Genomic DNA, 14,077 nt, shown 5'->3' on the forward strand with positions numbered 1-14,077 from the left:
CGATGGTGCTCAACGCTCACAGCTGCGCGTCGGCACGGACCGGCGGCAGGAACTCGACCTCGTATTCCGGCGACAGCGCGACCACCTCGTCCGGCCGTGCCATGTTGTGGATGCGGCGGAACAGATCGACAAGCTTGCCGGTCGGCGTCACCCAGAAAAAACAGCGCACGTCGCGACCGGAATTGTTGAACAACCCATGCGCCACCCCCCGCGGCATGCAGATCAGGTCACCGGTGGCGGCGTGCTCCGTCTTGCCGCCGATCACGATGTCGAGCGCGCCATCGAGCAGCAGGACATATTCGTCCTGTGTCGGGTGGATATGCGGCGGCACGAAGGTCTCTATCGGAAAGGTCGCGTGCCAGGAGAAACATTCCTCGGTGATCTGCTTGGGCGTATAGACCTGTCCGAGAATGTTCCAATGGGCCCCATCGAGGCCTTCGCTCTTGCGGGTGATCCGGGGCTCGAAGCTCATTGCTCTGTCTCCTGTCTGTCGGTTTTTCTCAGCAGCTTTTTCAGGGTCGGGCCGATCAGCGGGTTGGCGGCGGCAAAGCGGGGGTGCCATTCCTTGCGGATCGCCTCCTCCAGCTCCGCCTCGTCCCAATAGCCGATCAGGATACCGCCCTCGGCGATCTTTTCCTGCACGAATGTCGATTCGATCGCACCATCCGGCACGGTCACCCGTTGCCGCGGCTGGCGCGCCCAGCAAAACAGCGCCTCATGCAGGCGCGCGATCGTCTCTTCATGCCCCGGTTGACCGCCGAGATCGTGATATTCGTCCGGGTCGTTCTCCAGATCGAACAGCATCGGCCGGAAGCCTTCCGCGATGACATATTTCCAGCGCCCGTCGCTGATCATCCGCAGCCAGGCATCCCGCGCCTTGGTCTGCAGGGTCACCCGCGCGTCCTGGAAGGAATAATCATACTCGCAGATCACATGATCCCGCTTCGCCGTCGCCTCTCCGAAGAGACCGGGGCGCAGCGAGATCCCGTCCATGACATGCGGCACCGGCGCGCCGCCATAGACATCGAGGAAAGTGGGGGCGAGGTCGATCATCTCCACCAGATCGGTGTTCACGCTGCCGCGCGTGGCGTCGGCGCGGGGATCCGGGTCATGCACGATCAGCGGCACGCGGATCGCCTGTTCGTGAAACAGGTCCTTGTCGCCCATCCAGTGATCGCCGAGATAATCACCGTGATCGGAAGTGAAGACGATCATCGTTTCATCGGCAATGCCGCGTTTTTCCAGATGCGCGAAGAGCCGCCCCATCTGGTCGTCGATCTGCTTGATCAACCCCATATAGGCCGGGATCACCCGCTCGCGCACCTCGTCCCGCGCAAAGGATTTCGACACCCGGTGATCCTGCATCGCCGCGTAGACCGGATGCGGATCCCTGCGCTCGTCCTCGTGCCGTTTCACCGGCAGCAGATGTTCCGGCCCGTACATGCTGGCATAGGGTTCCGGCACGATATAGGGCCAGTGCGGCTTGATATAGCTGACATGCGCGACCCAGGGCTGATCGCCCGCCGCGTCGATGAAATCCATGGCACGCGAGGTGATATAGGGGGTTTCGGAATGTTCATCCGGCACACGGGCAGGGCGGTTGGCGTATTTCAGGAACCAGCCGGAGAGCAGCTCCCCGTCCGGGCCTTCCGCGGCATTGGCCCATTCCTCCCAGGGGTTCTCGCCCGGACAATCGGCCTTGCGCAGATAATCGTTATAGGGCGGCGCCGGATCATGCCCGGAATAGGGATGGATACCGTCATCCCGCTCGAACGGCTCGAAACCGCATTCGGAGATCCGCACCCCGATCGAACTCTCCGGATCGATCCCCAGCCGCGCCATGCCGGAAGTGTCGGCGCGCATATGGGTCTTCCCGATCAGCACGGATTTGACGCCATAGGGGCGCAGGTGATCGCCGATGGTCATTTCCCCGGCCTTGAGCGGCACGAAATTCCAGCTCGCCCCATGGGCATGCACGTAACGGCCGGTATAGGTCGACATCCGCGAGGGACCGCAAACCGGCGACTGCACATAGGCGCGCTCATAACGCACGCCGCGCGCCGCCAGCGCGTCGATATTAGGAGTGTGAAGATGCGGATGCCCGTAACATGAGAGATAATCCCAGCGCAGCTGGTCGCACATGATGAAAAGTATGTTTCGAACAGACATGGCAATTCCCCCTCGCCACCATGTTCACACCATCAGGTGATAGCCGGTAGTCTGTTTGTGCTGATCGTGATCCATAATCCGGATCACCTCACGCGCGCAGGCAATAACGCCGCTGCGCAAGCGGGGGTCGGCGCCGCAAAGCGCCTGCGATTGGGGAGATTGAAAAGCGGAGCTAGCGCATGTTGCGCGGCGAGGTGCCGAAACGCTCCTTGTAGCGCCGCGAGAACAGGGTGCGCGAGGAAAACCCGGCGGCCATGGCGATCTCCGTGATCGAAAGATCGGTCCCCCGCAGCAGCCCATGCGCATGATCGAGCCGCAGGTTCTGGCAATATTTATGCGGCGAAGTGTTGAGATACTTGCGGAACAGCCGTTCGATCTGTCGCACCGAGGCGCCGACTTCCTGCGCCATGACCTCCATGGTCAGGGGGTTTTCCAGATTGTTCTGCATCTCGGAGAGCACCGCCGTCAGGATCGGGTTGCGGGTGCCGATCGTGTGGCTGAGCGAGGCCCGCTGCCGCGTCATCGACTGGCGCACACCGCCGGTCAGGCACATGTCGGCAACCAGCTCGGCGAAATCGCGGCCATGGTCCTCTTCGATCAGCTTCAGCATCAGATCGGTCGCGGCGGCGCCACCGCCGCAGGTCCGCACCTTGCCGTCGATGACATAGATCTCCTCGCTCACGTCGAGCTCGGGAAACCGCTCGCGAAAGACCGGCGCGTTCTCCCAGTGCAGCGAGACCTTACGGTCATTCAGCAGCCCCGCCTGGGCCAGCGCGAAGGCCCCGGTGCAGATCCCCCCGACGCTGCCGCCAAAGCGGACATGATCGCGCAGCGCCGCGAGCGTCGAGGCATGGGCCGGGTCCGCATTCACCGTTCCGGAACAGACGAAGACCTCGCTGCGCGGCGGAAAGCGCTTCAGCGTCTGATCGGCATTGACCGAGATGCTGGAAGAGCTGATCACCGGCCCCGCGTCCTCGGCATAGACGGTCCAGGAATAGAGCGGCTTCTGCGCCAGTTGATTGGCGATGCGCAGCGGATCGAGCGCCGAGCTGAAGGCCAGCAGGGTGAAGCGCGGCAGCAGCAGGAAGGCGAATTCGCGTGTCGCCGTATCGGTCTTGATCTCGTAATAGGCCGCACCGCTTGGAATGACCGGCGCACGGACCCCGCCCGTTTCGTTATGCTCGGAACACATGGCAGTCTTCGCTCCTTCAAGATCGACCTGCGCCGCGCGGCAAATTACCATTCCCGCGTCGCCCCGTCGTCCTCATTGTCCTGTGCGGCGCAAAAAGTATGAACGCACCGTGAGTGTCAAGCGGCCATACCGCCGCGCCGGGACGCGGCCCGGTCCGATCACTCGGATACCCGCGCATTGCCGGGACGACGCGGCAGGCGCGCTAGAAATCCAGCCCGAGATCGAGCGTGTGCGCCGAATGGGTGAGCGCGCCGGAAGAGATGTAATCCACCCCGGTCGCGGCGACCTCGCCGATCCGTTCCAGCGTCATGTTGCCCGACGCCTCCAGCACCAGAGCGCCGCCATTCATCGCCACCGCCTCGCACAGGGTCGCGCTGTCCATATTGTCGAGCAGCACCACATCGGCGCCCCCCTCGTTAAGCACCTCGGCAAGCTGGTCGAGCCGGTCCACCTCGATCTCGACGCGGATCATATGCGAGGCACGGGATTTGACCGCGCGCAGGGCCGGGCGGATGCCGCCGACCGCGGCGATGTGGTTGTCCTTGATCAGGATCGCGTCGGACAGCGAGAAACGGTGATTGTGGCCGCCGCCATGCAGCACCGCCTGTTTCTCCACCAGCCGCAGCCCCGGCGTCGTCTTGCGGGTGCAGGTGATCCGCGTCCGCGTGCCCTCGGTCCGCGCCACGAAGGCCGCCGTCAGCGTGGCGATGCCGCTGAGCCGCCCGGCAAAATTCAGCGCCACGCGCTCGGCTGACAGGATCGCGGCGGCGGCACCTTCGATCTCCATCAGCACCGCACCGGCGCCGATCGCATCGCCGTCACGGCTCAGGCTGCGGATCTGCAGGCCCGGATCGATCAGGCGGAAAGCCAGTTCGGCAATCTGCAACCCCGAGATAACGCCGTCCTCGCGCGCGCGCAGCTGCGCGGCATAGCGCCGATCCGCCGGGATGACGCTGCGCGTGGTGATGTCGCCACACGTGCCAAGATCCTCCATCAGCGCGGCACGCACCAGCGGTTCGAGGATCATGTCGGGCAGGGGCGGCAGCATCGGATTGTCCATGTCTAGCAGGTCTCTGTCTCGTGACGCAGCGACAGCGCCTCGCGCAGCGTCAGACGGCTGCGGCGCGCGGTTGCGTCGGTGTCGGGAAAATCGGAACGGCAATGGGCACCACGGCTCTCTTCGCGGCGCAGCGCGGCGGCGGCGATCAGCGTGGCGCAGGCGGTCATGTTGCGCAGGCTGGCGCAATCGGGTTGTGCGGCTTCGATCCGCGCGATCTCGCGCAGCGCCCGCGTGAGCCCGGCGTGATCGCGGATGACCCCGACACCTTCGCTCATCGCCACGCGCAGACGCGCGACGAGATCGGCCTTCGGCACCTCCCCACGCCCCAAATCGGGCAGCTCCAGCTCCGGCACCTCGCGCGCAGGCATCGGCAGGATCGCGGCAATATCACTGGCCGCGCGGCGGGCATAGACCAGCGCTTCGAGCAGACCGTTCGAGGCCAACCGATTGGCGCCGTGCAGCCCGGTCGCGGAGACTTCGCCGCAGGCCCAGAGCCCGCCGAGACTGCTGCGCCCATGACGATCCGTCACCACCCCGCCCATATGATAATGCGCGGCGGCCGCCACCGGGATCGCCACGCGCGCCGGATCAATCCCGACGCTGGCGCAGGCACCCGTCACGGCAGGATAATCCGCAAGCCCGCCGCGCGCCGCCAACGGGCGCAGATCGAGCATCGGCCGCAGCCCGGCCCGGCTCTGGCCATAGATGGCCCGCGCCACCACATCGCGCGGCGCCAGCTCCGCATCGACATGCAGCGACACCATGAACCGCTCGCCCTGCCGGTTGACCAGATGCGCCCCGGCGCCGCGCAGGGCCTCCGTCGCCAGCGGCGCGGGGTCGAGCCCGCAATCGATTGCTGTCGGATGAAACTGGACGAATTCCGCATCCGCGATCACCGCCCCGGCGCGTGCCGCCATGCCGGTGACCTGCCCGCGGATCCGTGGCGGATTGGTGCTGAGCGCATAGAGCCCGCCGCAGCCACCCCCGGCAAGCAGGCAGGCCGCCCCGCGCACCAGCACGGAGGCCGAGCCCTCGGGCCCGGCCGATTGCAGCTCGACGCCACCGACAACATTATCCCGCGTCGCGAGCGCCACCGCCATCACCCCTTCGAGGATCTGGATCGACGGGGTCTGGCGGACCAGCGTAACCAGCGCGCGCATGATCTCGGCCCCTACCTGATCGCCGCGCACCCGCACCACCCGGGCGAAACTATGCGCAGCCTCGCGCGACAGCACATAGCCGCCCTCGGCCGTCCGGTCGAAAGGCGTGCCAAGCTCGGTCAGCTGCAGGATATGCGCGCGCGCCTCGCCGGTGACCTCGGCCGCGACCTGCGGATCGACCAACCCGGCCCCGGCGCGCATCGTGTCCTCGGCATGGCGCGCGGCACTGTCCGGCGCCGCCATCGCCGCCGCAACCCCGCCCTGCGCCCAGGCCGAGCTGGCCCCACTGCCCAATGCCTCCGGCGAGATCAGCAATACCAGGCGCGGCGCAAGGCTCAGCGCCGCGTAAAGCGCCCCGAGCCCGGCGCCGATGATGATCACCCGCTCGGTATCGATGATCTCCATCGGCCGGAAAACCTCAGCGCGCCAGTTGCCGCGACAGGTCGATCATCCTCTCGACCGCCACGCGCGCCCGCCCGGCGACGGCGCCATCGACCTCGACCGGCGTGCTCATCGTATGCAGCGACCACAGCACCTTCTCGAGGGTGATCTTCTTCATGAAGGGACACATGTTGCAGGGGCCGACGAAATCGACTTCCGGCAGTTCGTCGGCAATGTTGGAGGCCATCGAACATTCGGTCACCAGCATCGCCTGTTTCGGCTTCTCGCGGTGCACATATTCGAGAATACCGCTGGTCGAGCCGGAGAAATCCGCCTCCGCCACCACGTCGGGCGGGCATTCGGGATGGGTGATGATCCGTGTTTCCGGGTTGTACTCGCGGAAATCGCGCAGGTCCTGCGGGGTGAAACGCTCATGCACGATACAGGCCCCGTCCCACCAGACGATGCGCTTCTGCGGCACCTGTTTGGCGACATTCTGCGCCAGATACTTGTCCGGCGTCATGATCACCGTATCGCTCTCCATCGCCGCCACGATCTGCGCCGCGTTGGAGGAGGTGCAGCAGATGTCCGAGGCGGCTTTGACCTCCGCAGTCGTGTTGACATAGGTCACGACCGGCGCACCGGGATATTGCGCGCGCATCTGCGCCACGCCCTCGGCGGTGATGCTCTCGGCCAGCGAGCAGCCGGCCTCCATATCCGGCATCAGCACGGTCTTTTCCGGGCTCAGTATCTTCGAGGTTTCGGCCATGAAATGCACGCCGCATTGCACGATCACATCGGCTTCGACCTCGGTCGCCTTGATCGCCAGCTGCAGGCTGTCGCCAACGAAATCCGCAATGCCGTGATAGATGTCGGGCGTCATGTAATTATGCGCGAGGATGACCGCGTTGCGCTCTTTCTTGAGCTTGTTGATCGCCGCGACATAGGGCGCGTGAATCGCCCAGTCGGGCGGTGAGACGACCCGCTCCATGCGGCTGTAGAGCTCCTGCATCGAGGCCGCCAGATCCGGGTCCGGCGCCAGCGCGTAGCTCGCCGCGAGCTCTGCGGCCCTCGCTGTTGGGTTTTCGGCTGCGTTCATGTCCTGCTCCCCGTCAAGATGCGCCGCCGCCCGTCGGGGCCGCAGACACGGCGACGGGATAGCGCCTGCCTTACCCGAGGACAAGCGAAACGCACCGCGACCCGGGATTCACGCGCCCTTCTGCGCGCGTTCAGCGCGCGGACTTTCCCCGCGCGCGCTGCGCCCTAGCTACTGCCTGCGGAGATAACGCTCTGACAGGGCATGAATTTCTGCTATGCGAAATGAAGTGACCCCGGTACAGAAGGCCCCTCGATGATCGCCAAGTTACGAAAGCTCTACGAGGGTCACAGCACGGAAGCCCACAGGTTCCGCTATCTGTTGCTGACCTTCGACATCGTCACGGTGCTCTTCGTCATCGCCACGTCCTTCTTCCAGCGCTCGCTCGCGATCGAGATCGCCGACGCGGTTTTCGGCCTGCTGATCCTCGCGGATTTCCTCGTCAGGCTGGCGCTGGAACGGCAGAAGCAGCGGATGTTCCTGAGGCTCTCGACCTGGGCCGATATCGTCGCCATCGGCTCCTTCCTCGCGCCGGTCGCGGGCGAGGGGCTCGGCTTCCTGCGCATCCTGCGCACCCTGCGGCTCTTGCATACCTATCAGCTGCTCCACCGGATGCGCACCGATTTCCGCTATTTCCGCGAGAACGAGGCGATCATCCTCGCCTCGCTCAACCTCACCGTCTTCCTGTTCATCATGACCGGGCTGATCTACGCCACCCAGGCCCGCAGCAATCCGCAGATCACCAATTACGCCGATGCGCTCTATTTCACCGTGACAACGCTGACCACCACGGGCTTCGGTGACATCACGCTCGACGGCACCTGGGGCCGGATGCTGGCGGTCGCGGTGATGATCTTCGGAGTCACCCTGTTCCTGCGGCTGCTGCAGGTCCTGTTCCGCCCGCCGAAGGTGAAACAGGAATGCGAAAAATGCGGGCTGCTGCTGCATGACGTGGACGCGGTGCATTGCAAACATTGTGGCACAACGATCCACATCCCGACGGAGGGCAGCGTCTGAACCTCCGGCGCGGACCCGCGCGAGGTTGCGAAAAAGTCAGCTTTCGGCCCAGCCCTGCAACTTCTCGATCACCCCGTTGCTCAAGACCTGCAGATCCTCCTGCAAGGCCAGCGCCGGACAATCCTTCTTCAACCGCGCCGCCATATCGCTCATGCGAAAAACATTGGCCGCGTCGAGCTTTCGCAGCTCGTCCCAATGCACCGGCACCGCCACCGGCGCGCCGGGGCGGGCGCGCAGGGAATAGGGCGCAATCGCCGTGGCGCCGCGCTCGTTGCGCAGATAATCAATGAAGATCCGCCCCTTGCGCTTGCTCTTGGACATGGTGGCGACATAGCGATCCGGCTCCCGTGCCTCCATCACATGCGCGAAGGTCTTGGCAAAGAGCTTGACGCTGTCCCAGCCGCGGGTGCGGCGCAGCGGCAGCCAGACATGCACACCCTTGCCGCCGGTCACGATGGCGCCGGAGGTGAGCCCGAGATCGCCCAACCGGTCGCGCACCTCGAAGGCGGCTTCGCGCAGTTGCGAAAAACCCAGCCCCTCATCGGGGTCGAGATCGAAGACCAGCCGGTCAGGTCTTTCCAGCCGGTCCACCTTCGCGCCCCAGATATGAAATTCGATACTGCCCATCTGCGCCGCCGCGATCAGGCTTTCGAGGCGGGTTGCATAGAGATATTCGGCGTCCTCGCCATCACTCTCCGCGATGCTCACCCGCGACAATTCATCGGGCATGCCGCCGCTGTCGTGTTTCTGGAAGAAACATTGCCCCTCGATCCCCGACGGACAGCGGAACAGCGACAGGGGCCGGTGCGACATCAATGCCATCATACGCGCGCCGACGCGCTCGTAATGGCGCGCCACATCACCCTTGGTGCAGCCCGCCTCGGGAAAGACCTTGCGCTCCGCGCTGCTGATCCTGATCCCGCCGATCTCGGTATCCATCTCGACCTCCCGTGGTGCTTCGAGCTTCACGTCTTCAGCCGCCTTGTCCTCGCGCAGGCCGAGGAAGGCGCCGTGACGCACGTAACCGTCGGCGGTGAATTCGGTAAACTCGACCTCGGCCACCAGCTCCGGGCGCACCCACCGCGCGTCGCGCGTGACATCGCCGGGCACATCGTCGAGCGGCGCGGTCTTGCGCGCATGCCAGCGGCGGGCGAGGTCATCCATCACCTCGCCGGAAAACCCGGTGCCGACCCTTCCCTTGTAACGCAGCCTGTCGCCCTCGTGACTCGCGATCAGCAGGGAGGCGAAGGGCCGACCCTTCTTGTCCGAGGGAGAATAGCCGACGACGACGAATTCCTGCCGCCGCGTGCATTTCACCTTCAGCCAGGACCGGCTGCGCGCCCCGCGATAGGGGGCATCGACACGCTTGCTGATGATCCCCTCCGCCCCGCTGTCACAGGCGGCGGCGAAGATCTGCGGCCCGTGGCCGATGACATGTTCGGTGAGCCGCAACGGCCCGTCTTGCGGCAGGCCGGAGAGCAGCCTGGCCAGCCTTTCGCGCCGTTCAAGCTGCGGCGTGCCGGTCAGGTCCTCGCCGTCGATCGACAGCAGGTCGAATGCGAAAAAAACCAGCCCGCCGCCCTGTTTCAGCGCCTTCTGCAACGAGGAAAACGCCGAGCCCTCGATCTTCGCCGCCATCACCTCGCCGTCAATCAATGCGGCGTCGCAGGGCAGGGGGGCGAAGGCCTCCGCCAGCGGCGCGAATTTCTCGCTCCAGTCCTTGCCCGACCGCGTGAAAAGCCGCGTGCCGCCCTTGCCGAGTGCGGCAAGGCAGCGGTAGCCGTCGAATTTTGTCTCGTGCAGCCATTCCTCACCGTCCGGCGCTTCGGCGACCAGCGTCGCGAGCTGCGGCTTGCGAAAAGCCGGACGTTTGCGGCTGCGTTTCGGCGCGTCTGTCTCGGCACGGGCGGCGGTCTTTTTCGACGGTTCGACTCCGTCCGCGATCTCTCCCATCCTCCGCCCGGTCTTGACCGAAAACGCCTCCGGCGCGGTCAGCGCATCGGGCGTCTCCTCCGCGTAATCGTCGCGCTCCTTGATCAGCAGCCAGTTCTCGCGCTTCTCGCGCCTGCGCGGGCGCATGCGCACCAGCGCCCAGCCGCCGCGCATCCTCTCGCCCTGCAGGGTGATCTTGATCTTGCCCGCCTCTAGCCCGTCCGCAAAATCCTCCTGCGGCGCCCAGGTGCCGTCGTCCCAGAGCATCACCGTGCCGCCGCCATATTGCCCCTTGGGGATCGTGCCCTCGAAATCGCCATAGGACAGGGGATGGTCCTCGGTACGCACCGCCAGCCGCTTTTCGCCGGGATCGGGGGACGGGCCCTTGGTCACCGCCCAGCTCAGCAACACACCCTCCCATTCGAGACGGAAATCGTAATGCAGCCGCGATGCCGCGTGTTTCTGCACAATGAACCGCCGCCCGCCCCTGGCCGGACCGAGCTTCCCGGCAGGCTCCGCGGTGCGCTCGAAATCGCGCTTCTCGTTGTAAACGGCAAGACGATCGGGCGCGCGGGTCATCTAGGAAGCCTTCTTGCGCGGTTTCTTCTTGCTGCCCTTGGCTTCCTTGAGGCTTTCCTTCAGCGCCGACATCAGGTCGATGACATTCTCGCCCTGTTCGGACTTACCCTCCCCGGCGTGCACCCGCTTGGTCTTCTTGTTCTTGCGTTTGGCCTGCAGCAGCTCCTGCATGGCTTCGGCATATTTGTCGCTATAGGCGGCCGCATCGAAGGGGGCGGATTTGCGTTCGATCAGCGAGGTCGCAATCTCGAGCAATTCCGCATCGGCCTCGGCATCCTCGATCCCGGTGAAGATCTCGTCGGCCTCGCGCAGCTCGTCCTCGTAGTGCAGCGTCTCCATCAACAGCCCGTCGCCGCAGGGTTTGACGGCGGCGAGATATTCCTTGCCGCGCATGGTGACCTGACCGATCCCGACCTTGCCGGCCTGACGCAGCGCATCGCGCACCACGCGATAGGCGTCCTGAGCCAGATCGTCGGAGGCGGTGATGTAGTAGGGCTTGTCGAAATAGAGCGGCGAGATCTCGCAGGCATCGACGAATTGCACCAGTTCGAAGGTCTTCTTGGTCTCGAGCTTGATCGCGTCGATCTCCTCGGGATCGAGCAGGATATATTCGTCATCCCCGACCTCGTATCCCTTGACGATATCGTCCGGGTCCACCGGGCCGATACCGGGAACGGATTTCTCGTAGCGGATGCGCTTGCCCGAGGGTTTGTGGATCTGGCGGAAGGACACGCGCGCGCCGGTCTTGCTCGCGGAATAGATCTCCACCGGGATCGAGACCAGCGAGAGGCGCAACTGCCCCTTCCAAAGTGCGCGCGGTGCCATGACATGCCCTCCAATGCAGAGCTGGCGGGGTTTCGGCTGTGAATGCCGACGGGCGGGCCGGGGAGATCCGGCCCTGTCTGGAATATATGCTCGGCGGGGTCGTTTTGTTCCGAAACCGAAGCGCCGGGTGACAGGCGATCACCCGCCCGAGCGAATGGGAGGCGGTTACCCGCGGGGAACCGGGGCGCCCAGCCAGGGTTTTGAAACGACAGATTGCAGCGCGGAGGAGCACGAAATGACCGATAAGAAATTCGATTCCATGGACAGCCCGCAGCGCCAGCCCGGGCTGGAACACGAGATGGACCCCGAACCGGAATACATGCCGCGCCATGTCGGGTCGGAGCGGCTCAAGGGCAAGGTCGCGCTGATTACCGGCGGCGATTCCGGGATCGGTCGGGCGACGGCCGTGCTCTATGCGCGGGAGGGGGCGAGGATCGGGATTGTCTATCGCGACGAGGACCGCGATGCGGAGAAGACCCGGGATGTGATCGAGGCGGAAGGCAGCGAGGCGCTGCTCATCCGCGGCGATGTCGGGGACAAGGACTTCTGCGAAAAAGCCGTCGCGCAAACGCGCGAGAAGTTCGGCGGGCTCGATATCCTGGTCAACAACGCCGGAGAGCAACATGCACAGGGCGCACCGGAGGATATCGAGGAAGCGCAGATCGAACGGACCTTCCGCACCAATATCTTCGGCACGATGTTCATGACCCAGGCCGCGCTACCGCATCTGCAGGAGGGCGCGCGGATCATCTGCGTGACGTCGATCACCGCCTACAAGGGTCAGGACCTGCTGATCGATTATGCCTCCACCAAGGGGGCGATCCTCGCCTTCCTGCGCGCCATGGCGAGCAAGCTCGCGCCGAAGGGGATACTGGTGAACGGTGTCGCGCCGGGACCGATCTGGACGCCGCTGATTCCGGCGTCCTTCCCCGAGGACGCGGTGAAGGATTTCGGCAAGAACTCCCCTCTGGGCCGCCCCGGACAGCCCAACGAGGTCGCGCCCTCGCTGCTGTTCCTGGCCTGTTCGGATTCCTCCTACATGACCGGGCAGGTGCTGCACCCGAATGGCGGGACACTGGTCGGCGGGTAGGAAGGGAGAGGTCGCGCCCGCGGCCTCCCAAAAGGGATGCAGAGCCCATAAAAAAAAGCGCCCCGCCGGATGTCCGGCGGAGCGTGGTCTTGATCAGACGACGTGCGAGCGTCGGCAGCGCAGGTAGTAGACAATCCCGCCCAGCAGCGCGCCGATGATCCAGGCATAGCCGGCCAGCTGGCCGAGCACCGGCACCCAGACGGTGGCGATGGAGAAGACCGCGCCGATCGCGAAGGCGACGAGGGCATTGTCGTTCCAGCCATTGCCGAAATGATAGGTGCCGCCCTCCATGTTGTAGAGGTCGTCGACCTTCAGCTTCTGTTTGCGCAGCAGGTAGTAATCGACGATCAGGATCCCGTAGAGCGGCGCGAGAGTCGCGCCGAGCGTGTTGACGAAGCCGCTGATGCCGAATTGGCTGATGAAGCTGGTCCAGAGCCCGCCGATGACCAGCGCGAAGCCCGAGGTGATCAGCCCGGCCTTGCGGAAGCCGATCCGCGCGGGGGACAGGTTGGCGATCCCGTTCACCGCGGGAATGAAGTTCGCCACCAGGTTGATGCCGACCGTCGCCGCGAAGAAGGTGATGGCGGCGATCACGCCGAGCACGACGCTGTCGGTGCGCTCCACGATTTCGGCGGGGTTGATGATCGCCTCGCCATAGACCACGGCGGCGCCGGCGGTGGTGAGCAGAGCCAGTGCCGAGAACAGGATCATGTTGAAAGGCAGGCCGGCGATATTGCCGCGCACCATCGCCTTCTTGTCCCGGGCGTAGCGCGAGAAATCGCTGAAGTTGATCATCACGGCGGCAAAATAGGCGACCATGGTGCCGATGATCGCCACGAAGCCGGCGAACTCTGTGCTCCAGGTCGCGTCGGGCTGCGCGAAGATCGTCTGGGCCTGCGCGAGCAGCTGACCGTCGGACTTCACCCAGAGGAAGATGACCAGCGCGATCATCACCGCATAGACGAACGGGCCCGCGATGTTCAGGAATGTCTCGACCCATTCCATGCCCTGCCAGAAGATCCAGATATGGAAGCCCCAGACGATGACGAAGGAGATCCAGTCCACCGTGTCGAGGCCGAGCATCTCGGCGCCCGGTTCCATGCCGGTGATCGAGCGGATCAGCAGCGCCAGCGCGGTCGAGGCGAAATAGACCTGCACACCGTACCAGAAGACAGCCACCGTGGCGCGCAGGACAGCGGGCAGATTGGCCCCCGCGGTGCCCATGCTGGCGCGTGCGAAGACCGGGTAGGGGATGCCGTAGCGTTAACCCGCCGCCCCTGACAGGTTGACGAAGACCATGACCAACAGCGCCGCGGTGATCAGCGCGGCGAAGGCGGTCCAGCCGCTGACCCCGTAAGAGATGAACAGCGAGGCGACCAGCGAATAGCCGAACAGCGACTGGATGTCGTTTGCCCAGACGTTGAAGATGGCGAACCATCCCCAGGTCTTTTCCTCGCTGGTCACCGGGTTCAGCGTGTCGCCGTCTCCCGGTGCCGCGGTTTCCTCGATCGTCATGCTTTGCATATGCTCTCTCCCATTGACGCCGCCAGCGAGGTGGGTCCCTTTCCCTGCCGTA

The 14,077-nt window shown here is 64.9% G+C and carries 10 protein-coding genes and 1 pseudogene; 2 read left to right on the forward strand and 9 right to left on the reverse strand.

Annotation, left to right across the window (positions count from 1 at the left end; all coding sequences use genetic code 11):
• Positions 1 to 16: 16 nt before the first annotated feature.
• The 6 genes from ACFSUD_RS13635 to nadA all read right to left on the reverse strand — a co-directional run bounded on the left by ACFSUD_RS13635 (position 17) and on the right by nadA (position 7,061).
• Positions 17 to 472, reverse strand: a complete 456-nt coding sequence (locus ACFSUD_RS13635; RefSeq protein WP_386375161.1) for a cupin domain-containing protein — start codon at positions 470 to 472, stop codon at positions 17 to 19.
• Positions 469 to 2,169, reverse strand: coding sequence for a sulfatase-like hydrolase/transferase (locus tag ACFSUD_RS13640; protein ID WP_386375162.1), 1,701 nt, complete (start codon positions 2,167 to 2,169; stop codon positions 469 to 471). The genes ACFSUD_RS13635 and ACFSUD_RS13640 overlap by 4 nt, the downstream gene beginning before the upstream one ends.
• 172 nt (positions 2,170 to 2,341) lie before the next feature.
• Positions 2,342 to 3,412, reverse strand: coding sequence for a GlxA family transcriptional regulator (locus tag ACFSUD_RS13645; RefSeq protein ID WP_386375163.1), 1,071 nt, complete (start codon positions 3,410 to 3,412; stop codon positions 2,342 to 2,344).
• 151 nt (positions 3,413 to 3,563) lie between these two features.
• The gene (gene nadC / locus ACFSUD_RS13650) at positions 3,564 to 4,421 is read right to left on the reverse strand and encodes a carboxylating nicotinate-nucleotide diphosphorylase (protein ID WP_386375164.1); all 858 of its coding nucleotides are present in this window, start codon (positions 4,419 to 4,421) and stop codon (positions 3,564 to 3,566) included.
• A gap of 2 nt (positions 4,422 to 4,423) precedes the next feature.
• Positions 4,424 to 5,986 carry an L-aspartate oxidase gene (locus ACFSUD_RS13655; protein ID WP_386375165.1) on the reverse strand — a complete coding sequence of 521 codons (1,563 nt, stop codon included), beginning with the start codon at positions 5,984 to 5,986 and terminating at the stop codon, positions 4,424 to 4,426.
• Between the two features lie 13 nt (positions 5,987 to 5,999).
• On the reverse strand, positions 6,000 to 7,061 hold the full coding sequence (gene nadA, locus ACFSUD_RS13660) for a quinolinate synthase NadA (protein WP_386375166.1): 1,062 nt from the start codon (positions 7,059 to 7,061) through the stop codon (positions 6,000 to 6,002).
• A 252-nt stretch (positions 7,062 to 7,313) separates the two neighbouring features.
• On the opposite strand from nadA, the gene ACFSUD_RS13665 reads away from it, so the two are divergent.
• Positions 7,314 to 8,075, forward strand: coding sequence for an ion channel (locus ACFSUD_RS13665; RefSeq protein WP_386375167.1), 762 nt, complete (start codon positions 7,314 to 7,316; stop codon positions 8,073 to 8,075).
• Positions 8,076 to 8,111: 36 nt separating this feature from the next.
• Here the strand turns inward: ACFSUD_RS13665 and ligD are convergent, their stop codons facing one another.
• Positions 8,112 to 10,586, reverse strand: a complete 2,475-nt coding sequence (gene ligD / locus ACFSUD_RS13670; protein WP_386375168.1) for a DNA ligase D — start codon at positions 10,584 to 10,586, stop codon at positions 8,112 to 8,114.
• Complete coding sequence (gene ku, locus ACFSUD_RS13675) at positions 10,587 to 11,411, reverse strand: non-homologous end joining protein Ku (RefSeq protein ID WP_386375169.1); 825 nt, start codon at positions 11,409 to 11,411, stop codon at positions 10,587 to 10,589.
• Between the two features lie 235 nt (positions 11,412 to 11,646).
• On the opposite strand from ku, the gene ACFSUD_RS13680 reads away from it, so the two are divergent.
• Entirely contained in the window at positions 11,647 to 12,501 is an 855-nt protein-coding gene (locus ACFSUD_RS13680; RefSeq protein WP_386375170.1) for an SDR family oxidoreductase, read from the forward strand.
• 93 nt (positions 12,502 to 12,594) lie between these two features.
• On the opposite strand, the pseudogene ACFSUD_RS13685 reads toward ACFSUD_RS13680, so the two are convergent.
• Positions 12,595 to 14,025, reverse strand: a pseudogene (locus ACFSUD_RS13685) (NCS1 family nucleobase:cation symporter-1).
• Positions 14,026 to 14,077 lie beyond the last annotated feature (52 nt).

The sequence above is a fragment of the Sulfitobacter aestuarii genome, from assembly GCF_042685005.1.
Taxonomy (GTDB): Bacteria; Pseudomonadota; Alphaproteobacteria; order Rhodobacterales; family Rhodobacteraceae; genus Sulfitobacter; species Sulfitobacter aestuarii.

Excerpts from the sequence above, each read along its gene's own strand:
- ACFSUD_RS13655 (WP_386375165.1), bottom strand. The coding sequence starts at position 5,986 with ATGGAGATCATCGATACCGAGCGGGTGATCATCATCGGCGCCGGGCTC.
- ACFSUD_RS13640 (WP_386375162.1), bottom strand. The coding sequence starts at position 2,169 with ATGTCTGTTCGAAACATACTTTTCATCATGTGCGACCAGCTGCGCTGG.
- ACFSUD_RS13665 (WP_386375167.1), top strand. The coding sequence starts at position 7,314 with ATGATCGCCAAGTTACGAAAGCTCTACGAGGGTCACAGCACGGAAGCC.
- ACFSUD_RS13645 (WP_386375163.1), bottom strand. The coding sequence starts at position 3,412 with ATGGTAATTTGCCGCGCGGCGCAGGTCGATCTTGAAGGAGCGAAGACT.
- ligD (WP_386375168.1), bottom strand. The coding sequence starts at position 10,586 with ATGACCCGCGCGCCCGATCGTCTTGCCGTTTACAACGAGAAGCGCGAT.
- nadA (WP_386375166.1), bottom strand. The coding sequence starts at position 7,061 with ATGAACGCAGCCGAAAACCCAACAGCGAGGGCCGCAGAGCTCGCGGCG.
- ACFSUD_RS13635 (WP_386375161.1), bottom strand. The coding sequence starts at position 472 with ATGAGCTTCGAGCCCCGGATCACCCGCAAGAGCGAAGGCCTCGATGGG.
- ku (WP_386375169.1), bottom strand. The coding sequence starts at position 11,411 with ATGGCACCGCGCGCACTTTGGAAGGGGCAGTTGCGCCTCTCGCTGGTC.
- ACFSUD_RS13680 (WP_386375170.1), top strand. The coding sequence starts at position 11,647 with ATGACCGATAAGAAATTCGATTCCATGGACAGCCCGCAGCGCCAGCCC.
- nadC (WP_386375164.1), bottom strand. The coding sequence starts at position 4,421 with ATGGACAATCCGATGCTGCCGCCCCTGCCCGACATGATCCTCGAACCG.